At 71.3% G+C, this 25,080-nt stretch carries 18 protein-coding genes and 1 pseudogene; 17 read left to right on the top strand and 2 right to left on the bottom strand.

What is annotated here, in order from left to right; genetic code table 11:
• The first annotated feature begins 167 nt into the window (after positions 1 to 167).
• The 7 genes and pseudogenes from NFX31_RS13315 (at position 168) to NFX31_RS13285 (ending at position 6,941) form a co-directional block, all read left to right on the top strand.
• Entirely contained in the window at positions 168 to 1,763 is a 1,596-nt protein-coding gene (locus NFX31_RS13315) for a sensor histidine kinase (protein ID WP_091479499.1), read from the top strand.
• On the top strand, positions 1,760 to 2,908 hold the full coding sequence (locus NFX31_RS13310) for a hypothetical protein (RefSeq protein WP_052674305.1): 1,149 nt from the start codon (positions 1,760 to 1,762) through the stop codon (positions 2,906 to 2,908). The genes NFX31_RS13315 and NFX31_RS13310 overlap by 4 nt, the downstream gene beginning before the upstream one ends.
• A gap of 67 nt (positions 2,909 to 2,975) precedes the next feature.
• Positions 2,976 to 3,638, top strand: a complete 663-nt coding sequence (tsaB, locus tag NFX31_RS13305; protein ID WP_262955944.1) for a tRNA (adenosine(37)-N6)-threonylcarbamoyltransferase complex dimerization subunit type 1 TsaB — start codon at positions 2,976 to 2,978, stop codon at positions 3,636 to 3,638.
• 35 nt (positions 3,639 to 3,673) lie between these two features.
• Positions 3,674 to 4,084: pseudogene (gene rimI / locus NFX31_RS13300) on the top strand (ribosomal protein S18-alanine N-acetyltransferase); the annotation flags it as partial.
• A 157-nt stretch (positions 4,085 to 4,241) separates the two neighbouring features.
• Positions 4,242 to 5,333, top strand: a complete 1,092-nt coding sequence (tsaD, locus tag NFX31_RS13295) for a tRNA (adenosine(37)-N6)-threonylcarbamoyltransferase complex transferase subunit TsaD (protein ID WP_262955943.1) — start codon at positions 4,242 to 4,244, stop codon at positions 5,331 to 5,333.
• Positions 5,330 to 5,767: a hypothetical protein gene (locus tag NFX31_RS13290; protein ID WP_052674304.1), complete on the top strand. Its 438-nt coding sequence runs from the start codon at positions 5,330 to 5,332 to the stop codon at positions 5,765 to 5,767. Before tsaD ends, NFX31_RS13290 begins: the two co-directional genes overlap by 4 nt.
• A 4-nt stretch (positions 5,768 to 5,771) precedes the next feature.
• A complete protein-coding gene (locus NFX31_RS13285; protein WP_045250573.1) occupies positions 5,772 to 6,941 on the top strand; it encodes a hypothetical protein in 1,170 nt (389 codons plus the stop codon).
• Between the two features lie 28 nt (positions 6,942 to 6,969).
• On the opposite strand, the gene NFX31_RS13280 is transcribed toward NFX31_RS13285, so the two are convergent.
• Positions 6,970 to 8,175 carry a class I SAM-dependent methyltransferase gene (locus NFX31_RS13280; protein ID WP_262955942.1) on the bottom strand — a complete coding sequence of 402 codons (1,206 nt, stop codon included), beginning with the start codon at positions 8,173 to 8,175 and terminating at the stop codon, positions 6,970 to 6,972.
• A gap of 209 nt (positions 8,176 to 8,384) precedes the next feature.
• Between NFX31_RS13280 and groES the strand changes: the two genes are divergently transcribed.
• The 3 genes from groES to guaB all read left to right on the top strand — a co-directional run bounded on the left by groES (position 8,385) and on the right by guaB (position 11,362).
• Entirely contained in the window at positions 8,385 to 8,681 is a 297-nt protein-coding gene (gene groES / locus NFX31_RS13275; protein ID WP_045250571.1) for a co-chaperone GroES, read from the top strand.
• A 119-nt stretch (positions 8,682 to 8,800) separates the two neighbouring features.
• Positions 8,801 to 9,757 (top strand): EamA family transporter RarD, encoded by a 957-nt coding sequence (gene rarD, locus NFX31_RS13270; protein ID WP_045250570.1) that lies wholly within the window; start codon positions 8,801 to 8,803, stop codon positions 9,755 to 9,757.
• A 102-nt stretch (positions 9,758 to 9,859) separates the two neighbouring features.
• Positions 9,860 to 11,362, top strand: a complete 1,503-nt coding sequence (gene guaB, locus NFX31_RS13265) for an IMP dehydrogenase (protein ID WP_045250569.1) — start codon at positions 9,860 to 9,862, stop codon at positions 11,360 to 11,362.
• A 152-nt stretch (positions 11,363 to 11,514) separates the two neighbouring features.
• On the opposite strand, the gene NFX31_RS13260 is transcribed toward guaB, so the two are convergent.
• Positions 11,515 to 12,999, bottom strand: coding sequence for an MFS transporter (locus tag NFX31_RS13260; protein ID WP_262955941.1), 1,485 nt, complete (start codon positions 12,997 to 12,999; stop codon positions 11,515 to 11,517).
• 98 nt (positions 13,000 to 13,097) lie between these two features.
• Here NFX31_RS13260 and NFX31_RS13255 point away from each other — a divergent pair, with 98 nt between their 5' ends.
• The 7 genes from NFX31_RS13255 to guaA all read left to right on the top strand — a co-directional run bounded on the left by NFX31_RS13255 (position 13,098) and on the right by guaA (position 25,043).
• Positions 13,098 to 13,742, top strand: a complete 645-nt coding sequence (locus tag NFX31_RS13255) for a TetR/AcrR family transcriptional regulator (RefSeq protein ID WP_045250568.1) — start codon at positions 13,098 to 13,100, stop codon at positions 13,740 to 13,742.
• Between the two features lie 88 nt (positions 13,743 to 13,830).
• Positions 13,831 to 15,519 carry an ABC-F family ATP-binding cassette domain-containing protein gene (locus NFX31_RS13250; RefSeq protein WP_045250567.1) on the top strand — a complete coding sequence of 563 codons (1,689 nt, stop codon included), beginning with the start codon at positions 13,831 to 13,833 and terminating at the stop codon, positions 15,517 to 15,519.
• 97 nt (positions 15,520 to 15,616) lie between these two features.
• A complete protein-coding gene (locus NFX31_RS13245) occupies positions 15,617 to 16,738 on the top strand; it encodes a GuaB3 family IMP dehydrogenase-related protein (RefSeq protein WP_045250566.1) in 1,122 nt (373 codons plus the stop codon).
• Positions 16,739 to 16,841: 103 nt separating this feature from the next.
• Entirely contained in the window at positions 16,842 to 17,624 is a 783-nt protein-coding gene (locus tag NFX31_RS13240) for an SURF1 family cytochrome oxidase biogenesis protein (RefSeq protein WP_045250599.1), read from the top strand.
• Positions 17,625 to 17,953: 329 nt separating this feature from the next.
• Entirely contained in the window at positions 17,954 to 22,879 is a 4,926-nt protein-coding gene (locus NFX31_RS13235) for an ExeM/NucH family extracellular endonuclease (protein ID WP_262955940.1), read from the top strand.
• Between the two features lie 95 nt (positions 22,880 to 22,974).
• Complete coding sequence (locus tag NFX31_RS13230) at positions 22,975 to 23,460, top strand: DUF3817 domain-containing protein (protein WP_045250565.1); 486 nt, start codon at positions 22,975 to 22,977, stop codon at positions 23,458 to 23,460.
• Positions 23,457 to 25,043 (top strand): glutamine-hydrolyzing GMP synthase, encoded by a 1,587-nt coding sequence (gene guaA / locus NFX31_RS13225; protein WP_045250564.1) that lies wholly within the window; start codon positions 23,457 to 23,459, stop codon positions 25,041 to 25,043. Before NFX31_RS13230 ends, guaA begins: the two co-directional genes overlap by 4 nt.
• The last annotated feature ends 37 nt before the right edge of the window (positions 25,044 to 25,080 follow it).

Raw genomic sequence — 25,080 nt, 5'->3', positions numbered from 1 at the left:
GGAGGGGGGTCCGTCTCGAGCGATGCTATGCGGCGCGATATCCCGGTTGAACCGCCTTCGGGCGTTCTTTGGATAACCTTGCGGAAGCGTTGAGCGGCCGGGTTCCGGTCCCGGTCCGCGCGGCGCATCCGGCGTCGGCGCGGCGCCGCGCAAGAGAGAGGATCGGCATGTCCCGCAGGGCGTCGATCTGGCGCTGGCAGCTCATCTTCGTCAGCACCACGGTGGCGATCGCGGTGCTCGTCGCGGCCCTCAAACCGACCGTCTTCGCCACGCCCCTGTTCACCGCGGGACTCCTGCTGTCCCTCGTCGCCACGATCGTCGTGCTCGTGCTGCCCTGGGACCGGATCCCTCCTGCCGGGATCCTGGCGGTGCCGATGGTCGACATCGTCGCGATCGGCCTCACCACGCAGGCCCCCGACATCCGGCTGGGGTTCCTGTGGGTGATCCCGATCACGTGGATCGCCACGTACTACTCGATGATCGCCGTGTTCGGCGGCATCGCACTGATCACCGCCTTCCTGTTCACGATCGCGAACCAGACGGGGCTCTTCTCCGACGTCGTGCTGCGCGTGCTCATCACCGCCTTCGCGCTGGGCTTCCTGGGCACCACGATCCGGATCGGCGTGAAGCGTTCGCGCGCGTCCAGCAGGCTCCTGCGGCGGCGGTCCGAGCAGATCGACAGGATCGCCCGGCGCGCGGAGACGCATGAGCGCCGCGTCACCCAGATCATCGACGCGCTCGACACCGCGCTCGTGGCGCTCGGCGACGACGGCGTGATCCTGAAGATGAACGACGCGTATCGCCGGCTCTACGGCGTGGACGCCGACGGCATCGCCCTGCCGGCGCCCGCCGTCGAGTACGACGACCGCGAAGGAGAGCCCGTCCCGGTGCACCGCACCGTGCTCGCCCGCGCGAGCCGCGGTGAGCAGCTCGACGGGGAGCGGGTGTGGCTCTACGACGCGGACGGCGTGTGGCGGGCCCTCGAGGTGAGCACCCGGCCGATGGCGAGCGATGCCGACCAGGGCGCCGTGACCCTCGTCAGGATCGACGACGTGACGGCCGCGCTCGCGGCGGCCGAGGAGCGGCGGCTGATGTCCGCGATCCTCACGCACGAGCTGCGCAACCCGCTCACCGCGATCGTGGGGCACGTGGATCTGCTGCTGGAGCGCGACGATCTGCCCGCGCGCGCCGCCGACCAGCTCACCGTGGTCGCCGGCGCGGCCGAGCGCATGCAGGATCTGGTGACGACGGCCCTGGACGCCTCCCGCCCCGCACGCCGCGTGCTGTCGGAGCCCGTCGACCTGCACGCCCTCGTGCGGGCCTCGGTGTCCTCGTTCCTGCCGACGGCGACCGCGGGCCGGATCCGCGTCGACGTCACGGGCGCCTCCGCGCTGCTCATCTACGGGGACGCGTTCCGGCTGCGTCAGGTGATCGACAACCTCCTCAGCAACGCCGTCAAGTACACCGCCGCGGGAGGATCCATCGTGGTCTCGCTCGACGTCGCCGACGATGCGCTGGCCGAGCTGGTCGTCGCCGACACGGGATCCGGCATGGCTCCCGCCGATGTCGAGCGGCTCTTCGAGCCCTACTTCCGCGGCGAGCAGGCCGCGCATGGAGGCGTGCCGGGCACGGGGCTCGGACTGGTCACGGTGCGAGACATCGTGACGGCGCACGGCGGCACCGTCGACGTGCACAGCCGGCTCGGCGAGGGGACGCGCATGCGCGTGCGGCTGCCCCGGCGCCCAGAGAGGAACGACGCATGAACATCGCCACTGCTCCCATCGGGATCACCGTCAACACCTCGGCGACGCTGGTGGCGGTCGTCACGCTGTCCGCGGCGCTCGTGTTCGGGCTCGCGCTCATGCCGCGACCGAGCCGGGCCACGATCACGTGGTCGGTCGGCTTCGGCATCGCCATGCTCGCGACCTACGTGTGGGTCGCGGCGAACCAGTTCGACAGCGCGCCGCTGCGCGCGCTCTCCTCGGGGCTGATCGTGTGCTTCGAGCCGCTGCTGTGGCTCGGAATCCGCTTCTACGCCGGGCGCCGCGCGTTCTGGCCCGCCGCGGTCGCGTACATCGTGATCGGGCCGGCGCTGCTCACCGTCGCCTCCACCACGGACGCGTATCCGGTGGTCTTCCGCATCGTGTTCTCCGCGGGGGCCGTGTTCGCCGGCATGTCGGCGTGGGAGCTGTTCCGGCTGCGGGTCAGCGCACGCGACGTCGTGCTGCCGCTCGCCCTGGTCTCCTCGGCGTTCGTCGTGGTCGCCGTGTTCGGGGTCGCCGCCGGGATCGCCGGCGTCGGGGCCGCCCCGGGCGATCAGCTGCGTATGCTCCGCGACATCAACGGGGTCGGCATCATGCTCACCAGCCAGTGCGCGGCGATCACGATCGTGCTGCTGGCCCGGGGCGAGGCTCTGCTGCGCGGCGGCGGCAGGGGCGGTCAGGACGACCGCGCCGCCCTGGCGGGACGCCTCGCGCGTGCGCGGCAGCACCAGGATCCGGCGTGGTCGCTCCTGGACATCCGGCTGGACGATCCGGCCGACGTCCAGGAGGCCGTCGGCCCGGCGGCGTTCGCGAGCATCGTGCAGGCGTTCCATGAGCACGTGGTCGATGCCCTCCCTGTCGTGGCCGACGTGGAGCGGGCGGCGGACGGCCGCGCCCTGGCGCTGCTCCCCGGCTCCGACGACGAGGTGCGGCGGTATCTCAGGGCGCTCCTCGCCCGCGTGTCGACGATCGAGGACTCCGGGCCGCGCGCACCTCTTCGCGTGTCGGCGAGCATCGGGTGGGTCGGCGCGCGGGACGCCGACTACGATCTCGAGGCGCTGACGTCGGCCGCCGCCGAGGCCTCCGCCCTCGCGCAGACCCGCGGCGGGGACCGCTGGGAGCGGGCGGTCGTGCCCGTGCGCTGATCCAGCCGCGGTGCCCTCCGGACGAGGCCGACCGGGCCGTCGCGCACGCACGGACTACCCTGGAAGGGTGATTCTCGGCGTGGACACCTCCCTCGGCTCGGCCGTCGGCCTGATCGGCCGCGATGGTCGCACTGTCGCCGAGGTCTCCCAGACCGGGCACCTCGGGCATGCCGAGGCGATCGGCGCGCTGCTGGAGCAGGTGCTCGCCGCGGCGCCGTCCGCCGACGCGGGCGCGGCGCCGACCGACGAGGCCGCCGCCGAGACCCTCACCCACGTCGCCGCGGGGATGGGACCCGGGCCGTTCACAGGGCTGCGGATCGGGATCGCCGCCGCCCGCGCCTTCGCGCTCGGCCGCGGCGTGCCCGTGATCGCGGTGCCCAGCCATCACGCGGCCGCGCTCGCCGTCATCGAGTCGGACGCCCCCGCCGAGCCCTTCGCGATCCTCACCGACGCGCGCCGCCGCGAGACCGCCGTGACGGTCTACGAGGGCATCGACGTCGACGGCATCCCGCACGCCGTCGTCGACACGGTGCTCGTGCCGCAGGCCGAGGTGGACCGCCGGCTCGGGGCGCTGCGCCGCATCGAGGTGACCGAGATCTCCGGCGCCGTCCTCGCACGTGTGGCGCGTCGGGCGGTGGCCGCCGGTCGCACGCTGACCGGATCCGAGCCGCTGTACCTGCGCCCGCCGGACGCCCGCGTGCCCGCGGCGCCGAAGAAGGTCGGGTCGTGATCCGCCCGGCGACTCCCGGCGACCTCGACGCGATCATGCTCATCGAGCGGCGCTCGTTCCCGACCGATGCGTGGAGCGCGGAGATGATGGCCGCGGAGCTCGCCAGCCCGCACGGGCGCTATCTGGTCGATGCGGAGTCCGCGGGCGAGAGCGAGCTCGTCGTCGGATACGGCGGAGTGCGCGCCCTGCGCGGATCCGCGGACGCCGACATCCAGACCATCGCGCTCGACGCGGCCCACCGCGGATCCGGCCGGGGGAGGGCCCTGCTGCGCGCGCTGCTCGCGGAGGCGGCGGAGCGCGGGGCGCGCGAGGTGTTCCTCGAGGTCCGCGCCGACAACCCCGTGGCCGAGCGGCTCTACGTCTCCGAGGGGTTCGTCGAGATCGGCCGCCGTGCGGGCTATTACCAGCCCGATGACGTGGACGCGATCGTGATGCGGCTGGAGCTCCGCGGCCGTGACGCGGCCGTTCTCCGGGTGGGTTCGCCCGATCGGGCACAATCGGAGGGAGACGGCGCAGAGACGCCGAACCGGCCCGAGAACGGGAACACCGAGAACGGCAACACTGAGAACGGCAACGCCGAGAACGGGAACGAGGAGGGATCCGATGTCTGAACCCCTCGTGCTCGGGATCGAGACGAGCTGCGACGAGACCGGGATCGGCATCGTGCGCGGACGCACTCTGCTGTCCAACACGATCGCCTCGAGCATGGATGAGCACGCCCGTTACGGCGGTGTGGTGCCGGAGGTCGCCGCGCGCGCCCACCTGGAGGAGATGCAGCCCGCGATCGACCGGGCCCTCGCCGAGGCGCAGGTGCGGCTGGAGGATCTCGACGCGGTCGCCGTGACCAGCGGCCCGGGGCTCGCGGGCGCGCTGATGGTCGGCATCGGGGCCGCCAAGGGCCTCGCGGTCTCGCTCGGCAAGCCGCTGTACGCCGTCAACCACCTGGTCGGTCACATCGCCGCCGACATCCTGACGCCCGATTCGGTGCCGCTGGAATACCCGACGATCGCCCTTCTGGTGTCGGGCGGACACACGTCGCTGCTGCACGTGCGCGATCTCACGACCGACGTGGAGCTGCTCGGGGAGACCGTCGACGACGCGGCCGGAGAGGCCTTCGACAAGGTCGCCCGCATCCTCGGGCTGCCCTACCCGGGCGGACCCGAGATCGACCGCGCAGCGGTGGGCGGCGATCCGGCGGCGATCCGGTTCCCGCGTGGGCTCTCCCGCGCCTCGGATCTGGAGAAGCACCGCTACGACTTCTCCTTCTCGGGCCTGAAGACGGCGGTCGCGCGCTGGATCGAGCGCGAGCAGGCAGCGGGCAACCCCATTCCGGTCGCCGACGTCGCGGCGAGCTTCCGCGAGGCGGTCGTCGACGTGCTGGTGACCAAGGCGCTCGCCGCGTGCGTCGATCGAGGGGTGCCGCGGCTGCTGCTCGGCGGAGGCGTGATCGCCAACCGCCGCCTGCGCGAGGTCGCACTCGCCCGCGCGGCCGAGGCCGGCGTCACCGTGCGCATCCCGCCGCTGTCGCTGTGCACCGACAACGGGGCGATGATCGCCGGGCTCGCGGCCGAGCTGATCGCCTCGGGGCGGCAGCCGTCCACGCTCGCTTTCGGAGCGGATTCGACGCTGCCGGTGACCGAGATCCAGGTGGCGGAGCGCGACGCGGTCGCGGCGGGGACCGGGGTCGGAGGATGACGGAGACGGGCGGGAAGGATCCGGATCGGTACACCCGGCTGCCGACCGCGCCCGTCCCTGCGGTCGTGGAGAGCGGACCGCTCCTGGACGCCCCCGCGCCCGATCCTGTGGAGCTCGAGCGCGACGGCGAGACGGTGCACGAGGAGCACTGGCACCCCACCGACGGGACCGAGCTCCCGGCGCACCCCGCGTCCGAGCCGAGGCTGGCGCCCTGGGCGCTGCTGTCGGCGATCGTGGCGCTGTTCGCGTCGCTGTTCGTGGGCTGGGGGATCCCCGTCGCGATCGTGTCGGTGGCGGCGGCGATCATGTCGCTGCGCCGCCCGGGGGAGAGCCGCAGCATGTCGGTCTGGGCTCTCGCGCTCGGAATCCTCGCCACCCTCTACAGCGCGGGCTGGCTGCTCTGGGCCGCGTACCGGTTCGGCTGGCTCGGATAGCCGCATGACGGATCCGGCCCGCGAGGACGAGCGCCGCGAACTCGAGCGTCGTGCGTTCGCACGGGACGGGTCCGGTCTGAGCGAGGTCGAGGCCGCGCGCCTGTCCGAGCTGCGGCGGTCGGCGCTGCCGTCTCCGGCCCCCGAGCGCGCGGCAGAGGCCCCGGGCGCCGAGCATGACGCGGTCGCCGCCCTTCCCGAGCCGGAACGGCAGGACGCGGAACTGCCGTCCGCGGTGCCGCCGGCTCCGGAGTCGGAGGGAGACGGCGGACGGCCGGTCCTCTCCCGGTTCCGCGCCCGGTTCGCCACGGTTCGCGGGACGCGCCCGCGCGTCCTCGTCGGCACCGCTGCGGCGCTGCTCCTCATCGGTCTGCTGATCGGATGGGGTATCCCGCGTCCGCCGGTCGGCGGGCTCGCGCTGAGGGACGGCGAGGGTGCCCGCCGGGACGCCGTGCTCGCCGCCAACGACGAATTCGACCCCGGATCCCTCCTGCTGCTGGCACGCCAGGGCGACGCCCTGCTGTGGACGGCGACGAGCGCGCGCGGCGAGGTGCGCTGCCTGATCATCGATGTCGCGCCCCCGCCTGCGCCGAGGCCGATGGAGAGCGACTGCCGGCCGGCGAACGCACTGCAGAGCCAGCCGCTGCAGGCGATCTCGGCGCCGACGAACGTGTCCGCGGACCGCTCCCGCGCGCTGGTGACCTATGCCGGGTACGTCCTCATCTCGGCGAACGGCGTGCCGATCGGAGCGCTGCAGAGGATGGAGTACTTCACGCAGAGCGACCGCGGTCTCACGGACGCCGAGGGGCTGGCCGCAGAGCGGATCCGCAGGGAGCAGGGCTTCGCGCACGTGGCCCTCGCGGCCCGCTGGCGAGGGCTGATCGTGTGGATGGGCTACACGACGCAGAACGAGCAGTGCCTGGTCGTCGAGGACCCTGCGCTGCGCAGCAGCTGTGCCGATCCGACCGCGGCGCCGCTCGGCCTGGATCCGCAGTCCGGCGACGACGAGCCGATGCTGAGCCTCGATCTGCGCGCTTCCGGAGACCGCCCCCGCGCCCGGATCGAGATGTGGAACCCGGTTTCATCGGCGGGGTACATCGTGATCACGGAACAGGCCTCCGGCCTGTTCCCTCAGCGCGCGCCCAGCCCGCCTGCGCCGGACGAGATGGGCGGATAGCGTCGTCCTCGGCCCGCCGGCAGGGTGATCAGACGCGGTCGGCGAGGATCGCGTGACGCTTGTCGCCGATGCGCACCAGGATGAGGGTCGCCTCCCCAGAGCCGCGCAGGTTCAGCTTCTTGCGGAACGCCGCCGGATCCACATCGACGCCGCGCTTCTTGATCTCGAGTCGCCCGATGCCGGCCTTCTTCAGCGAGGCGGCGATGGTCTTCGGATTCACCGGCAGCACCTCGCGGACGCGGAACGACGACGCGAAAGGGCTCTCCGCCGGCGCATCGGAGGTGAGATAGGCGATGTGCGGATCCAGCATGCCGGCGTCGATGCCGCGGGCCAGGTCGCCGATGAGGCGGGCGCGGATCACCGCTCCGTCGGGCTCGTGCACGTAGGCGCCGAGCGGGCGCACGTCGGCGTCCTCGGCGTCGGCGGCCGCCGTCAGCTCGAACGCGCGATCGCCCCGGATCACGAGCGCGGCCCGGCGCACGTCCTCGCGGGCCAGCCTGCCCGACCACAGCACGAGCTCGACGACGTCGCCGTCGGCGCTGACCCACTGCGCCTCGACGTCCGCGGGGATCGCCTCGCGGTCGTGCGCCGGGCCGAGCTTGATGCCGGTCGGAACACGGCCGGCGAGCGCGAACGCCCAGTCCAGCGAGGGGGAGTAGTCGTCCGCCGAGACGCGGCGGGTCTCGGCGTGGCCCGCGGTGCGCCGGGCCGGATCCAGCCACACCGCCTCGGTCCCCGCCCCTGTGTCCGTCCCCTCCGGCGCGTGGTCCTGCGCGAGCCCGTGCCGCACCTCGGCGTCGGATCCGAACGGGGCGAGGTTGTAGGCGGCGAGAGCGGCGGTGACCTCGTCGGCGTCGACCGCGGTCACCGTGAGCCCGGCGCCGGCGAACGCGAGCGCGTCCCCGCCGATACCGCAGCCGAGATCCGAGACGCGGGTCACGCCGGCAGCGCGCATGCGGCCCGCGTGCCGGGCGGCGACGCCGAGCCGGGTGGCCTGCTCCAGGCCGGCGCGGGTGAACAGCATCCGCTGCGCGAACTCGCCGAACTTCGCCGCCGCCTTGGTGCGCAGGCGGGCCTGCCCCACCACGGCGCTCACGAACTCGGGGGAGTGCCCCTCCGCCCGCAGCCGCAGCACCGCGCTCGCCGCGGCGTCGGTGGACGCGACCTCGCCGAGCACGTCGACCGCCCGCAGAGCCTCGGGCGTCAGCAGGGTTCGCAGTTCGCTCATGTCCACACGGTCCAGGCTATCGACGTCGCGGCCCCGCGGCGGTCGGATCCGGAGCGGATGGATCCCGCCCTCCCTGGCTGCGGGACCACGGCCGGTCAGAGGACATCGACTGGCACTCTGATTGCATGAGTGCCAGCGTTGCGCCTAGACTGGCGTTAGCACTCTCGGGTTGAGGGTGCTAACGAAGTCTTGAACCGTCAAGAAAGAGGTAGACCGTGTCGGTTTCCATCAAGCCGCTCGAGGACCGCATCGTCATCAAGCAGGTCGAGGCCGAGCAGACCACCGCGAGTGGCCTGGTCATCCCCGACACCGCGAAGGAGAAGCCCCAGGAGGGCGAGGTCGTGGCCGTGGGCCCCGGCCGCATCGACGACAACGGCAACCGCGTGCCGCTCGACGTCAACGTCGGCGACCGCGTGCTCTACAGCAAGTACGGCGGCACCGAGGTGAAGTTCGGCGTCGAGGAGTACCTCGTGCTCTCGGCGCGCGACGTGCTCGCCGTCGTGGTGCGCTGAGCTCGCACTGACGTATCGAAGGCCCGGATGCCCCTGCGCATCCGGGCCTTCGTCGTCCCCGGCGATCCGGATCCGTTCGAACGCGGAGGCGGTGGCAGGACGGGCAATAGGGTTGACCGGTGACCACGACCCGCAGCACCCAGACCGCCGGCGTCGCCTTCGCGATCGGCGCCTACCTGCTCTGGGGCGTGCTGCCGCTCTACTTCCTGCTGCTCGCCCCCACCGGACCCTGGGAGCTCGTGGCGTGGCGGGTCGCCCTGTCCCTCGTGTTCTGCGTGATCCTGCTCGCCGTCACCCGAGGATGGAAGCCGCTGCTCGCCGTCGTCCGCCAACCGCGGCTTTTGGCCCTCACCGCGCTCGCCGGCGTGCTGATCTACATCAACTGGCAGGTGTTCGTCCTCGCGACGCTGAACGGCGAGATCGTCGAGACGAGCCTCGGATACTTCATCAACCCGATCGGCACCATGCTGCTGGGCGTCTTCGTGTTGAAGGAGAGGCTGCGCCGGCTGCAGTGGGTGGCGATCGGCATCGCCACGGTCGCCGTGCTCGTGATCGTGTTCGCGCATGGCACGTTCCCCTGGATCGCGCTCTCGCTCACCGCCTCCTTCGGGATCTACGGGCTGGTCAAGAAGAAGATCGGGCCGTCCGTCGACGCGCTCAGCGGCCTCACTCTGGAGTCGTTCTGGCTGCTGCCCGTCGCGGTCGTGCAGCTGATCGCCGTGGGCCTCACCACCGGCATCACGATGGGGCAGCACGGTCCGCTGCACGCGGGTCTGCTCGCCTTCGCGGGCGTCGCCACCGCTGTGCCGCTGCTGCTGTTCGCGGCGGGCACGCGCCGGATCGGGCTGACCGTGATCGGGATGATCCAGTTCATCACCCCGATCATGCAGTTCCTCGTCGGCGTGCTCGTGATGCACGAGCCGATGCCGATCGAGAGGTGGATCGGGTTCGCGATCGTCTGGGTGGCGATCGCCGTGTTCCTCATCGACCTCGGCCTTGCGGCCCGGCGGCTGCGGTCCGGTCGCGGGTCGGCCGACGAGACGCACCCGGGGACCGATTCGATCCCTGTGCCCTGACGCGCGAGCACGGCGCCCGACGGCGCCGTTCCTGGGAATACCGCCTCTCCCGCGGCGTTTAGAATCGATACACGCGCGCGAGAAAGAGGAGCCCCGCAACCCATGGAGCAGCACGACCCGTTCGGTTTTGTCGGATTGACCTATGATGACGTCCTGCTCCTTCCGGGGCATACGGACGTGATCCCGAGCGAGGCGGACACGTCGTCCCGCGTGACGCGCCGCATCTCGGTCGCCACGCCCCTGCTCTCCAGCGCCATGGACACCGTCACCGAGGCGCGCATGGCCATCGCCATGGCGCGCGAGGGCGGCCTGGGCATCCTGCACCGCAACCTCTCGATCGCCGATCAGGCCGCGCAGGTCGACCGCGTCAAGCGCAGCGAGTCGGGCATGATCACGGATCCGATCACCACGACCCCCGAGGCGACGATCGCCGAGGTCGACGCGATGTGCGCCAAGTACCGCATCTCCGGCCTGCCCGTGGTCGACCCCGACGGACGCCTGGTGGGCATCGTCACGAACCGCGACATGCGCTTCATCTCCGGATCCGCCAAGCAGACCACGCTCGCGCGCGACGTGATGACCAGCGAGGGCCTCGTGACCGCCCCGGTGGGGGTTCCGGCCGAGAAGGTCATCGAGCTGTTCGCCAAGCACCGCGTCGAGAAGCTGCCGCTCATCGATGAGGACGGCAAGCTCGCGGGCCTCATCACCATCAAGGACTTCGACAAGAGCGAGAAGTACCCTCTCGCTACCAAGGACGAGCAGGGTCGCCTGCGCGTGGGTGCGGCGATCGGCTTCTTCGGCGACGCCTGGGAGCGCGCCGAGGCGCTGCGCGACAAGGGCGTGGACGTGCTCGTCGTCGACACTGCCAACGGCCAGTCGCAGGGCGTGATCGACCTCGTCAAGCGGCTCAAGGCGGATCCCTCCTTCGACCACATCGACGTCATCGGCGGCAACGTCGCGACCCGCGAGGGTGCGCAGGCGCTCGTCGACGCGGGCGTCGACGCCGTCAAGGTGGGCGTCGGCCCCGGCTCGATCTGCACCACTCGCATCGTCGCCGGTGTCGGCGTTCCGCAGGTGACGGCCGTGTACGAGGCCTCCCTCGCCGCGCGTCCCGCCGGCATCCCGGTGATCGCCGACGGCGGTCTGCAGTACTCCGGTGACATCGCCAAGGCGCTCGTCGCCGGCGCCGACGCCGTGATGCTCGGATCCCTGCTCGCGGGCACCGAGGAGTCGCCGGGGGAGATCGTCTTCCAGGGCGGCAAGCAGTTCAAGCTGTATCGCGGCATGGGCTCGCTCGGCGCGATGCAGACCCGCGGCAAGCAGACCTCCTACTCGAAGGACCGCTACTTCCAGGCCGACGTGCCCAGCGACGACAAGCTGATCCCCGAGGGCATCGAGGGCCAGGTGCCCTACCGCGGACCGCTCTCCGCGGTCGCGTACCAGCTGGTCGGCGGGCTGCGCCAGTCGATGTTCTACGTCGGCGCGCGCACGATCGAGGAGCTGAAGAACCGCGGCAAGTTCGTGCGCATCACGGCGGCGGGCCTCAAGGAGTCGCACCCGCACGACGTGCAGATCGTGGTCGAGGCGCCCAACTACAAGCGCTGACCGACGACGCGGAAGGCCTCGGATCCCGTTCGGATCCGAGGCCTTCGTCGTCGCCGGGATCCCCGACTGCTCGCTGGACGCCGTCTGCGGGTTTGCGGTGTCCGAGGCCGCAATCCGCGACCAGCGAGCCGGGGGACCCGGGGGACCAGCTCTCAGGCTGAGACGGGCTCGGGAGCTGCGGTCGTCGCACCGGCGACGGGCTCGCCGTCCGTGTGCCCGCCGGTGCCGGCCGGCAGCCGCAGGGCGATGAGGGTGGCGACGAGAAGCACCGCGGCGCCGGTGAACACGGCCGGGCGCGCGGCGTCGACGTAGTGGTCGGGCAGCAGCTGCCCGCCGGCGCCCACGAAGACCGCGGTCATCACGGCCGTGCCGAGGGCCACGCCGAGCTCGCGCAGGGTGGAGTTCACCCCGGACGCCTTGGCGTGGTCGACGAGGCCGAGGGTGGCCAGCAGCGCGGTCGCGGACGGGGCGAACACGAGCCCCATGCCGACGCCGGCGAGGATGAACGGCGTCACCAGGGCCGCATATGGCACGTCGACGGAGAGGAGCGCGGCGAGCCACCCCAGGGCCACGCCCTGCAGGAGCAGGCCGCCGACGAGCAGCACGCGGGTGCCCACGCGCGGGGCGACGATGCCCGCGATCGGGGCCACGACCATCGGGGCGAGCGTCCACGGCATGGTCTGCACGGCGGCTTCGAGCGGCGTCGCGCCCTTCACCACCTGCAGGAACTGGATCAGGATGAACACGGATCCGAAGGTCCCGAAGCTGAAGGCGAAGCCGACGACGTTGGTGATCGAGAACGACCGGTCGCGGAAGAGCCGCAGCGGCATCAGCGGCGCCGAGGAGCGCCACTGCCAGAGCAGGAACACGATCACGAGGACGCCGCCGAGGGCGAGCTCGGCGATCACGCCGACCGAGTCCCAGCCGTCGTCGTTGCCGCGGACGATGGCGTGGACGAGCGCCAGCACTCCGGCGGCCGCGAGCACGGCGCCGGGCACGTCGATGCGCATGCGGGCGCCGAAGTCGTTCGCGAGCACCAGCACGGCGAGCGGGATCGCGATCACGGCGACCGGCACGTTGATCCAGAAGATCGCCTGCCAGTTCCAGCCCTCCATGATCGCGCCGCCGATGAGCGGGCCCACCGCGACCCCGAGTCCGGAGACGCCGCCCCAGATGCCGATCGCGAGGGGGCGCCGGGCCGCGGGCACGGCGCCGGTGAGTAGAGCGAGCGAGAGCGGCATGACGGCGGCCGCGCCGAGACCCTGCACCGCCCGCGCGGCGATGAGCTGCCCCGGATCCGCGCTGAGCGCCGCCAGCAGGGATCCGGCGCCGAACAGGGCGATGCCGAGCACGAACACGGTGCGGCGGCCGAACCGGTCGCCGAGCGCGGAGGCCATGAGGATCGCGCCGGCGAACGCGAGTGTGTACGCGTTCACGAACCACTGCAGCTGCTCGATCGTGGCGCCCATCTCGCGGTGCAGCACGGGCAGGGCGTTGGTCATGACCAGGTTGTCGAGCGTGGCCATGAACATGGGGAGCGACGCGGCGGCGATGACGAGCGCCACCGGGCGGGGACGGCGAGGCCGCAGGGCGGATCGCTCGCGACGCGCGGTCGTGAGCGACGAGGACTCGGTCATGGAGGACTCCCGGTTGTAATTGGATGATTACCAGCGCTGGCATCAATGTAGTAATCGCATGATTACAAAGTCAAGTCATTCGCTGATAACCTTTCAGCATGACTTCCGCCGCGACCGCCGCCCCCGATTCGACCGAGGAGCCGGGCCGCCGCCTGTCCTCGGACGAGCGGCGCGCGCAGATCATCCTCGCCGCGCTCACGGTGTTCGGCTCGCGCGGCTACGAAGGCGCCACGACCGACCAGGTCGCCCGCGCCGCCGGGGTCAGCCAGCCCTACGTCGTACGCCTCTTCGGCACCAAGGAGAACCTGTTCCTCGCGACCATCGAGTTCGCGGTCGAGCGGCTGCTCGCCGTGTTCCGTGCGGCGCTCGCGGCGTCGGACGAGGGGGGAGAGCGCCCGGTCGGCAAGCGGATCGGCGAGGCCTACGTCGATCTGATCGAGGTACGCGGCCTGCATCAGACCCTCGCGCACGCATACCTGCTCGGAAGCAACCCGGCCATCGGCGCCGCCGCACGTCAGGGGTTCGCGCGGGTGTGGCGCTTCCTGCGCGACGAGATGGGGCTCGACGCCGAAGGGGCGCGCTCGTTCCTCGCGGAGGGCATGCTGATCAGCACCATGATCGGCCTGCGGATCGTGGACGATTACGGATCCGATCCGCAGATCACCGAGCTGTTCCGGGCGTGCTTCCCGAACAAGCTGCCGCACGTGCTCGAGGTCCTTCCGCGCAGCGAGCACCGGCTGTAGGGGCGCCGCCGCCCGCGCCGGCTCCGGCGCCTGATAGCCTGGTCGGCTCGCCATTGCGCACCTGCTCGCGGGCGGAAGGACCACCACCGTGGGATACATCGATGTCGCCGGCGTCTCGCTGACCCTGCCCGACGGCCGCCCCCTGCTCGACGAGGCCTCGTTCCGCGTGGGTGCCGGATCCACGAGCGCCCTGATCGGACCGAACGGCGCGGGCAAGTCCACGATCCTGCGGATCATCCGCGGGGATCAGGCGCCGGATGCCGGCGTCGTCACGATCGACGGATCCCTCGGCGTCATGGATCAGTTCGTCGGACACGGCCGCGAGGGACAGACGGTGCACGACCTTCTCGTCGCGGTGGCGCCCGCGCGGATCAGGGCGGCGGCCGAGGCGCTCGAGGCCGCGGAGAACGCTCTGATCGAGGACGACACCGAGCCCCGGCAGATGCGCTACGCGACCGCGATCGCGGAGTACGCCGACGCCGGCGGGTACGAGCACGAGACTGTGTGGGACCAGTGCACGACCGCCGCCCTGGGCGTCCCGTTCGAGCGGGCGCGGTTCCGCGACCTCGCGACCCTGTCCGGCGGCGAGCAGAAGCGGCTCGCGCTCGAGGCGCTGCTGCGCGGCCCCGACGACGTGCTGCTGCTCGACGAGCCGGACAACTACCTCGACGTGCCGGGCAAGCGATGGCTCGAGGAGCGGCTGCGCGAGACGCCCAAGACGGTGCTGCTCGTGTCGCACGACCGCGAGCTGCTCGCGAGGGCGGCCGATCGCATCGTCACGCTCGAGCCGGGCGGCGCGGGCGCGACCGCGTGGGTGCACGGCGGCGGGTTCGGCACCTACCATCAGGCGCGGACCGATCGGATGGACCGGCTCGACGAACTGCGCCGGCGCTGGGACGAGCAGCACGAGAAGCTGAGGACCCTGGTCGCGAACCTCAAGGTCAAGGCGGCGGCGAACGACGGCTTCGCCTCGCGGTACCAGGCGGCGCAGACCCGGCTGCGCAAGTTCGAGGAGGCCGGCCCTCCCGAGGAGCGCCCGCCCGCGCAGGACTTCGACATGCGGCTGCGCGGCGCGCGCACCGGCAAACGCGCCATCGTGTGCACCGGGCTCGAGCTGACCGGCCTCATGCGGCCCTTCGATGCCGAGCTGTGGTTCGGCGACCGCGTGGCCGTGCTCGGCTCGAACGGATCCGGCAAGTCCCACTTCCTGCGGCTGCTGGCGCGCGGGGGCAGCGATCCCGATCCGGCCCTCGGGCACCTCACCGGCGCGGGGGAGCGGCTCGACGAGGTCGCCCATACCGGCACCGCGGTGCTCGGCGCCCGCGTCGTGCCAGGCCTCTTCGCCCAGACCCATGCGCACCCCGAGTTCGCCGGACGCACGCTGCTCGAGATCCTGCACCGTGGCGACGACCGCCGGGCGGGCATGCCCCGCGACGCGGCCAGCTCGGCCCTGGACCGCTATGGACTGGTGCGTCAGGCGCAGCAGGAGTTCGCGCAGCTCTCCGGCGGTCAGCAGGCGCGGTTCCAGGTGCTGCTGCTCGAGCTCTCCGGCGCGACGCTGCTCCTGCTCGACGAGCCCACCGACAACCTCGACCTGGAGTCGGCGGAGGCGCTGGAAGAGGCCATCGCTCGGTTCGAGGGCACGGTCGTCGCGGTCACGCACGACCGCTGGTTCGCGCGCTCGTTCGACCGGTTCCTCGTGTTCGGCGAGGACGGCGAGGTCTACGAGGCGGACGCCCCGGTGTGGGACGAGCGCCGGGTCGCGCGTGCCCGCTGAGCGGCCCGGCGTCCGGCTCTCCCCTCGTGCGTCGCCGCGGTGGGGGCGGGATCCACACCCGCGGAGGGCGCAGAGGCAACCCGGGTAGTCTGAGGGGGTGACTCAGGAGATCGAGCTCGGCCGAGGCAAGCGCGCGCGCCGCGCATACACGTTCGACGACATCGCGGTGGTGCCCTCGCGGCGCACCCGCAACCCGGAGGACGTGTCCACCGCGTGGACGATCGATGCGTTCCCGTTCGAGATCCCCGTGCTCGGGGCGCCGATGGACTCGGTGATCAGCCCCCGCACGGCGATCATGCTGGGTCAGCTCGGCGGACTGGGCGTGCTGGATCTCGAGGGCCTGTGGACCCGGTACGAGGATCCCGAGCCGCTGCTCGCCGAGATCGCGGGCCTCGATGAAGGCACCGCGACCACGCGCATGCAGGAGCTCTACGCGGAGCCGATCAAGCCCGAGCTGATCAAGACGCGCCTGGCCGAGATCCGGGAGGCCGGCGTCACGGTCGCGGGGTCGCTCACCCCGCAGCGCACCCAGGAGCTGTACCAGACCGTCGTCGAGGCGGGCGTCGACCTGTTCGTCATCCGCGGCACGACCGTCTCGGCCGAGCACGTGTCGAGCGTCGCCGAGCCGCTGAACCTGAAGAAGTTCATCTACGACCTCGACGTCCCCGTGATCGTCGGCGGCGCCGCCACCTACACCGCGGCCCTGCACCTCATGCGCACGGGCGCGGCGGGCGTGCTCGTCGGCTTCGGCGGCGGGGCGGCCTCCACCACGCGCGCCACCCTGGGCATCCACGCCCCGATGGCCACGGCCGTCTCCGACGTGGCCGCCGCGCGCCGGGACTACCTCGACGAGTCCGGCGGCCGGTACGTGCACGTCATCGCCGACGGCGGCGTGGGCACCTCCGGCGACATCGTCAAGGCGCTCGCCATGGGCGCCGACGCCGTCATGCTCGGGGTCGCCCTCGCGCGCGCCACGGATGCCCCCGGACAGGGCTTCCACTGGGGCCCCGAGGCGCACCACCCGAAGCTGCCGCGCGGTCGTCGCGTGGCCGTCGGCGGCGTCGCGACGCTCGAGGAGATCCTGTACGGCCCCGCCCCCGTGGCGGACGGCACGGCGAACCTGATTGGGGCGCTGCGCAAGTCGATGGCCACGACCGGATACTCCGACCTCAAGGAGTTCCAGCGCGTCGAGGTCGTGCTGTCCCCGTACGAGTCCTGAACTCGCGCTGTCGTTGAGCCGCTCCGTGTCGTCCACGCCCTCCGCCCCTTCGCCCGCACCCCGATCGCCGGAGACGGAGTTCCCGCCGACCCTGCGCGAGGTCATGCTGCGCGGTCGCTGGATCGGCATGCTGCTGCTGTGTCTCGTGGTGGCCGGAGTGTTCGCCTGGCTCGGGCAGTGGCAGCTCGGCCGCGCGATCGACACCAGCCCCCCGCCGCCCGGCGCCACCGAGAAGGTGCTGCCGCTCGACCAGGTGGTCAAGCCGGGGGAGTACCTGGACGCCGCCCTCGTGGGGCAGCGGACCCAGGCCAGCGGATCCTGGATCCCCGGAGACTTCCTCATCGTCTCCTCGCGGTTCAACGACGGGGCTGAGGGCTACTGGGTCACCGGTCAGCTCCGCATTTCGGGCACGGCGAAGCCCACCTCGCTCGCGGTCGCGGTCGGCTGGGCCGCGGACGAGGCTGCCGCGAAGGCCGCGGTGCAGCGCCTCGAGAAGACCGCGGACGGATCCGTCGTCACCGTGAAGGGGCGGCTGATCTCCGACGAGGGGCCCGTCGCCCCGCCGAAGGACCAGCCCACCCGCATGGACCGGATGTCGCCGGCGGCACTGCTCGGCTTCTGGCACGACACCGCGGGCCTCGACGTCTATCGTCCTTTCCTGGCCTCGACGGCCGCGCTCGGCGGTCTCGACGCCATCTCCTCGCCGGCGCCGGAGGAGCACTCCTCGGTGAACTGGCTGAACATCTTCTACGCGGTGGAGTGGGCGATCTTCGCCGGGTTCGCGTTCTACCTCTGGTACCGCCTGGCGAAGGACGCCTGGGAGCGCGAGGTCGAGGAGTTCGAGGAGCGGCGATCCGTCGCGGATCCGGATCCCGGAGCACTCTGACTCGGTCGCGGGCGGGCCTCGGCCGCCGTCGCTCTTTCGAGCATCGGAGCCGCATCTCCTGCACCTTCGCGCGCCGCCGGGTGAAGATCCGTTGTCCTGACAGTGAACTCCTTTCAGCCCTTCCTTAAGGTCCTTGAAGCCCGTGCATAGCCTCGCCTAGGGTCGGGACGTATGCGCCGTCCCCCAGACGGCGCCGTCGGCGGTCCCGCGGGGAAGCCGGCGTTCCACTTCCCGAGGAGACAGCACCGATGACGTCCGTCCCCACCGGCGAGAACCACGCGGTTCCCGTCGCGAATCGCAGAAGGCGAGCGCGTCTGTGCGCACTCGCCGTGACCACCGTCAGCGCCGTGGGCTTCGGCAGCCTGGTGGCGCTTCCGGCCTTCGCCAACACGTCCGGGACGGGGGTGGTGATCAACGAGGCGTACCTCTCCGGCGGGAGCGCGGGCGCGGCGTTCAAGAACAAGTTCGTCGAGCTGTACAACCCGACCGACGCGGCGATCTCGCTCGACGGCACCTCGGTGCAGTACCGGTCCGCGACCGGCACCACGAACTTCAGCGGGGTCGTCCCGCTCGCCGGATCCATCCCCGCCCACGGCTACTACCTGGTCCAGGGCGGCAGCAACGGCTCGAACGGCGCGGCGCTTCCCGCCCCCGATGCGACCGGCGGCCTGAACCCGAGCGGAACCACCGGCACGATCGCGCTCGTCAACAGCGCGTCCGCGGTCGCGCTGCCGACCGGATCCCTCGTGGGCAACCCCGATGTGATCGACCTGATCGGATACGGCACGTCCAACACCTTCGAGGGCGCCGTCGCCGGTGCTCCCTCGGGCAACACCGACGTGCGATCGCTGAACCGCACGCAGGGCGCTGACACCGACGCGAACAACGCCGACTTCTCCCTCTCGGCGACGATCACGCCGACCAACACCAAGAACAACGCGACGGATCCCGACCCCGAGCCGACGCCGACGCCGACCCCCACGCCGACGGACACCCCCGCGCCGGGCGAGACCAAGAGCATCGCCGAGGTGCAGGGCACGACCGACAGCTCTCCGTTCGTCGGACAGACCGTCACCGTGCAGGGCATCGTCACCGGCGACTACCGCACCGGCGGCTACAAGGGCGTCTCGATCCAGACCCAGGGCACGGGCGGCGACGTCAAGACCGCGGGCGCTTCGGACGGCATCTTCGTGTACCTGAACGCGCTGGCGCCCTCGGTCGCACGCGGCGACCTCGTCTCGGTCACCGGCACGGTCTCGGAGTACTTCGGCCAGACCCAGATCAACCCGGCGACCCTCGGGGACATCTCCGTGGTGACGGCGGGGGCGGGGCTCCCGCAGCCCGTCGCGCTGCCGGACTCGGTGCGCGGCGCCGATCGCGAAGCGTACGAGAACATGCTCGTCGCGCCGAGCGGCACCTACAAGCTCGCCTCCAGCCACCAGCTGTACAACTACGGCACGCTCTGGCTCAACGCGGGCGACGCGCTCAACGTCAAGGCGACCGAGACCGTGCGTCCGGGTGCCGAGGCGGACGCGATCACCGCGGCCAACCGGGCGAACCGGATCCTGCTCGACGACGGCTGGTCGTCCCAGATCGGCAAGGGCGGCCACACCGGCGGGCAGCCGTACTTCACGAAGGACACCGTCGTCCGCAACGGCGACACCGTGCACTTCCCCACGGAGGGCGAGGTGCTCCAGTACGGCTTCGACGACTGGCGCCTGCAGCCGGTGGTGCCCATCAACGGCACCAGCGACGCCGCGCACAAGCCCACGTTCGGCTCCGAGAACCCGCGCACGGACGCCCCGCCCGCTGTGGGCGGCGACGTGAAGGTGGCGTCGTTCAACGTCTACAACTTCTTCACGACGCTCTCCAGCGAGAACGCCGACGCGCGTGGCGCGAAGACGGCGGCGCAGTTCCAGATCCAGCGCTCGAAGATCGTCTCGGCGATCAACGGACTGGGCGCCGACGTGGTCGGTCTCATGGAGGTCGAGAACGGGCCGAAGTTCGGACTCCCGCTCGACGCGCCGCTGCAGAATCTCGTGCAGGGGCTGAACGACGCAGCCGGATCCGACGTGTGGGACTACGTCCGCACGCCGCAGGCGCTCAACGACACGTCGATCACCGATGTGATCACGACCGCGATCATCTACAAGAAGGCGTCCGTCACCCTCAAGGGCGACGCGTCGACCGTCGTGGACGAGACGGTGTTCGGCAACGCCCGTGAGCCCATCGCGCAGACGTTCCAGACCGCGCAGGGCCGCGTGCTCTCGGTGATCACGACGCATCTGAAGTCGAAGTCCCCGCCCCAGAACGCGGGGCCCGAGCCGGCCGACGGCCAGGGCTTCTTCAACGCCGACCGCGTCGCGCAGGCGAAGGCCGAGCTCGCGTTCGCGCAGAAGGTGCAGAAGAGCTCCGGCAGCGATGACGTCTTCCTCGTGGGCGACTTCAACGCGTACGGCAAGGAGGACCCGATCGACGTCTTCGCCCAGGCCGGGTGGACCGACGTGGAGCCGACCTTCGCGCACGGGCAGTACACGTACTCGTTCGACGGCGAACTCGGATCCCTGGATCACGTGATCGCATCGCCGTCCGCGGCGAAGGCGATCACCGGTGCCGGCGTCTGGAACATCAACTCGCCGGAGTGGAGCGACCGCGGCTACGCGTTCGCCGCCACCGAGTCGGGTACGCCGTACCGCTCCAGCGACCACGACCCGATCGTGGTGGGGCTCAAGGGCGCCGCGGATCCGATCGACATCAACATCGCGACGATCAACGACTTCCACGGACGCATCGAGGCCGACGGCGCCGCCGCCGGCGCCGCGGTGGTGGCCGGGGCGGTCGAGCAGTTCCGCGCGCAGAACCCGAACACGATCTTCGCCGCGGCGGGCGATCTCATCGGGGCGTCGACGTTCACGTCGTTCATCCAGCAGGACAACCCGACGATCGACGCGCTGAACGCGGCCGGTCTCGACGTGAGCGCCGCGGGCAACCACGAGTTCGACCAGGGCTACGCCGACCTCCGCGACCGGGTCATCCCGCGCGCGGACTGGACGTACCTCAGCTCGAACGTGTTCCTGACCGCCGACGGCAAGCCGGCCCTCACCCCCGCATGGGTGAAGGACGTACAGGGCGTCAAGGTGGGGTTCATCGGCGCGGTGACCGAGGATCTGCCGACCCTCGTCTCGCCCGACGGCATGAAGGGTCTCGAGGTGCGCGACATCGCCACGTCGGTGAACAAGGTCGCCGCCGAGCTCAAGGACGGCGACGCCTCCAACGGCGAGGCGGACGTGATCATCCTGCTCGTGCACGAGGGGGCGACCACGACCGACGTCGCGAGCATCACGCCCGAGTCGCGGCTGGGTGAGATCGTCAACGGCGTCGACAAGAGCGTGAACGCGATCGTCTCGGCGCACACGCACCTCGCGTACAACCACGTGATCGACGGTCGTCCGGTGGTCTCCGCCGGTCAGTACGGCGAGAACATGGGACTGATGGATCTGAAGGTCGACCCGGCCACGAAGAAGCTGCTCTCGATCACCAACGAGATCAAGCCGCTCACCGTGAACAAGGTCCCGCAGTACCCGGCGGATCCCGCGGTGCAGGCGATCGTGGACGCGGCCAAGAAGAAGGCCGACGAGCTCGGCTCGGTCAAGCTCGGCGACATCACGGCCGACTTCAACCGCGCACGGCAGAGCGACGGCAAGACGGAGAACCGCGGTGGCGAGTCCACCCTGGGCAACTTCGTGGCCGACGTGCAGAAGTGGTCGACCGGCGCCGACTTCGCGGTGATGAACCCGGGCGGTCTGCGGGCCAACCTCACCTACGCGTCCAGCGGCGCGGGGGATGCGGACGGCAGCGTCAGCTACCGCGAGGCGGCGACGGTGCAGCCGTTCGCCAACACCCTGATGACCGTGAAGCTCACGGGCGCCCAGGTGAAGCAGGTGCTCGAGCAGCAGTGGCAGCCCGCCGGCTCGGCGCGGCCGTTCCTGAAGCTCGGCGTCTCGAAGGAGCTGGCGTACACCTACGACCCGGCCGCCGCCGCGGGCTCGCACATCACGGGCATCACGGTCAACGGCGCGCCGATCGACCCGGCGGCGGTCTACACGGTGGGAGCCAACGCCTTCCTCGCCGCGGGCGGCGACGCGTTCACCGCATTCCAGCAGGGCACCGACAAGAAGGACACCGGCAAGGTGGACCTGCAGTCGATGGTCGACTGGTTCGCGGCGAACAAGACGGCGGCGCCCGATCTCGCGCAGCGCGCGGTCGGCGCGGTGCTCAGCGCTCCGGCGGACGCCGCCGGCTACAAGGCCGGGGAGAGCGTCACGCTGAAGCTCAGCTCGCTCGCGTTCAGCGCGGGGGAGAAGGCTCCGGGCGACGTCACCGTCTCGCTGGGGGGCACTGCGCTCACCACGTCGACGGTCGATGCGGCGGTCACCGTCGACGCCTTCGACGAGGCCGGCACGGCGACCCTGACGTTCCCGATCCCCGAGGGGGTGACCGGGGCGCAGGCTCTGCAGGTCGACGTCGCGGTCACCGGTACGTCGCTCCGGCTGCCGATCACCGTCGCCGGATCCGACACCGGATCCTTCAACGGCACGATCTCGGTCGGTGCGGCCAAGGTCCTCGCCGGCGAGAAGCTGGCGCTGACGGGCACCGCGTTCGAGCCGGGCGAGACGCTGACGCTCCAGCTGCGCGAGCAGGGCAAGAAGGGCACGGTCATCGACCTCGGCACGGTCAAGGTCGGCGGCGACGGATCGTTCGCCACCGCGCCTGTGGTGCCGCGTTCCGTCAAGGGCGGCGACTACCTCGTCGCCGCGACGCAGACGGACGGGGACGAGGCGACCGCCGCCGTCACCGTGGTTCGCGGCAAGGGCCAGCTCAAGGTCGGCGCTTCCTCGGTCACCGCGGGCGGCATCGTCACCATCTCCGCATCGGGCCTCGAGCAGAACGAGAAGGTGGCGCTCGAGCTCCACTCCACCCCGGTCTCGCTCGGCTCGGTGACGGCGGCCGCGGACGGGTCCTTCACGGCCACGGTCACGATCCCCGCCGGCACCGCCGCGGGACAGCACCACGTGGTGGCGATCCTGTCGGACGGCGCCCAGATCTCCGTCGAGATCACGGTCGTCGCGGCCGCATCAGGAGGAGGCCTGGCGCTGACCGGTGCGGACTCGGGCTCGTTCCTGCTCCTCGCCCTGGTGCTGCTGGCACTCGGGCTGGGGCTCGTCGTCGCCCGTCGTCGCCTGCGCGTGGAGTGACCCTCTCGCGCTGACCTGCGGAGGCCGTCGGGGTTCGCCCCGGCGGCCTCCGTCGTGCCCGGAGGCGCACAGGATCCGGCGGCTAGGATGGATCCATGCCCGAACCCAAGCCTGAGAGCTTCCAGGCCATCCGCGGCGCGCTGAAGTTCTACCAGATCGCCTCGATCATCACCGGAGTCATGCTCCTGCTGCTGGTGACCGAGATGGTGCTCAAGTACACCCCCATCCACCTCGAGCTCTTCGCGGGGGGATCCGGCGGATTCCTCTGGTTCGCACCGGTGGTGGAGGGCGTGCACGGCGGCCTGGAGTCCACCGGCAACGGCCTCAACCTCTCGATGGGGATCCTCGTCGCGCACGGGTGGTTCTACGTCGTCTACCTGTTCGCCTGCTTCCGCGTGTGGAGCCTGATGCGCTGGCCGTTCCTGCGCTTCATCATGCTCGCCCTCGGCGGCGTGGTGCCGTTCCTCTCCTTCTTCATGGAGACCCGCGTCGCCCGCGAGGTGAAGGCCTACCTCTTCCGGCGCGAGGCCGACGCCGACCAGACCTCCTCGACCACTCCCGCCACGGAAGGTGCCCGTTGACCGACAACACTCCCGACACCGAGCAGCGCCCCGCCCTCGTCGTCGACTTCGGTGCGCAGTACGCGCAGCTGATCGCCCGCCGCGTCCGCGAGGCGGGCGTCTACAGCGAGATCGTGCCGCACACGGTGACCGCGGCCGAGATCGCGGCCAAGAACCCGGTCGCGCTGATCCTCTCCGGCGGCCCGTCGTCGGTGTACGAGGAGGGCGCCCCGCAGCTCGACCCGGCCGTGTTCGACCTGGGCGTGCCGACGCTCGGCATCTGCTACGGCTTCCAGTACATGGCGCGCACTCTCGGCGGCGAGGTCGCCAACACCGGACTGCGCGAGTACGGCGCGACCGACGCGATGATTCCGGTCAACGACTCCACGCTGCTGGGCGGTCAGCCCGCCGAGCAGAACGTGTGGATGAGCCACGGCGACCAGGTCGCGAAGGCGCCCGAGGGCTTCGCGGTGCTCGCCTCGACCCCGGCCACGCCGGTCGCGGCGTTCGCCGATGAGCAGCGCAGGTTCTACGGCGTGCAGTGGCACCCCGAGGTGAAGCACTCCGACCACGGCCAGGAGATCATCGAGAACTTCCTGCACAAGGGCGCGGGCCTCCCCGCCGACTGGAACAGCGACAACGTGATCGCCGAGCAGGTCGAGCGCATCCGCGCCCAGGTCGGCGACGCCCGCGTGATCTCCGCGATGTCGGGCGGCGTCGACTCCGCCGTCTCCACCGCGCTCGTGCACAAGGCGATCGGCGACCAGCTCACCGCGGTCTTCGTCGACCACGGCCTGCTGCGCAAGGGCGAGCGCGAGCAGGTCGAGCGCGACTTCGTCGCGGCGACCGGCGTACGCCTGATCACCGTCGACGCGGCCGACACGTTCCTCGGCCACCTGGCCGGCGTGACGGATCCCGAGACCAAGCGCAAGATCATCGGCCGCGAGTTCATCCGCGCGTTCGAGCAGGTGCAGCGCGACCTGGTCGAGGAGGCGAAGGCCTCCGGCGAGAAGGTCAGGTTCCTCGTGCAGGGGACCCTGTACCCGGACGTCGTCGAGTCCGGCGGCGGCGCGGGCACCGCGAACATCAAGTCGCACCACAACGTCGGAGGCCTCCCCGACGACCTCGACTTCGATCTGATCGAGCCGCTGCGCACCCTGTTCAAGGACGAGGTGCGTGCCATCGGACGCGAGCTCGGGATCCCCGAGGCGATCGTCGGCCGCCAGCCGTTCCCCGGGCCGGGCCTCGGCATCCGCATCATCGGCGAGGTCACCCGCGAGCGTCTCGACATCCTGCGCGAAGCCGACGCGATCGCCCGGGAGGAGCTCACTCTCGCCGGACTCGACCAGACCATCTGGCAGTGCCCGGTGGTGCTGCTCGCCGACGTCCGCTCCGTGGGCGTGCAGGGCGACGGCCGCACCTACGGCCACCCGGTCGTGCTGCGTCCGGTGTCGTCCGAGGATGCGATGACCGCCGACTGGACCCGCCTGCCGTACGACGTGCTCGCGAAGATCTCCAACCGCATCACGAACGAGGTCTCCGAGGTGAATCGCGTCGTGCTCGACGTCACCTCGAAGCCGCCGGCAACCATCGAGTGGGAGTGATCTCCCCGGTCGGGGCCCGCTGAGCGAGGACGGCGGA

Source organism: Microbacterium azadirachtae, from assembly GCF_025583665.1.
Taxonomy (GTDB): domain Bacteria; phylum Actinomycetota; class Actinomycetes; order Actinomycetales; family Microbacteriaceae; genus Microbacterium; species Microbacterium azadirachtae.
Note: the sequence above shows the minus strand (reverse complement) of the source record. Positions and strands in the feature narration are given on the sequence as shown.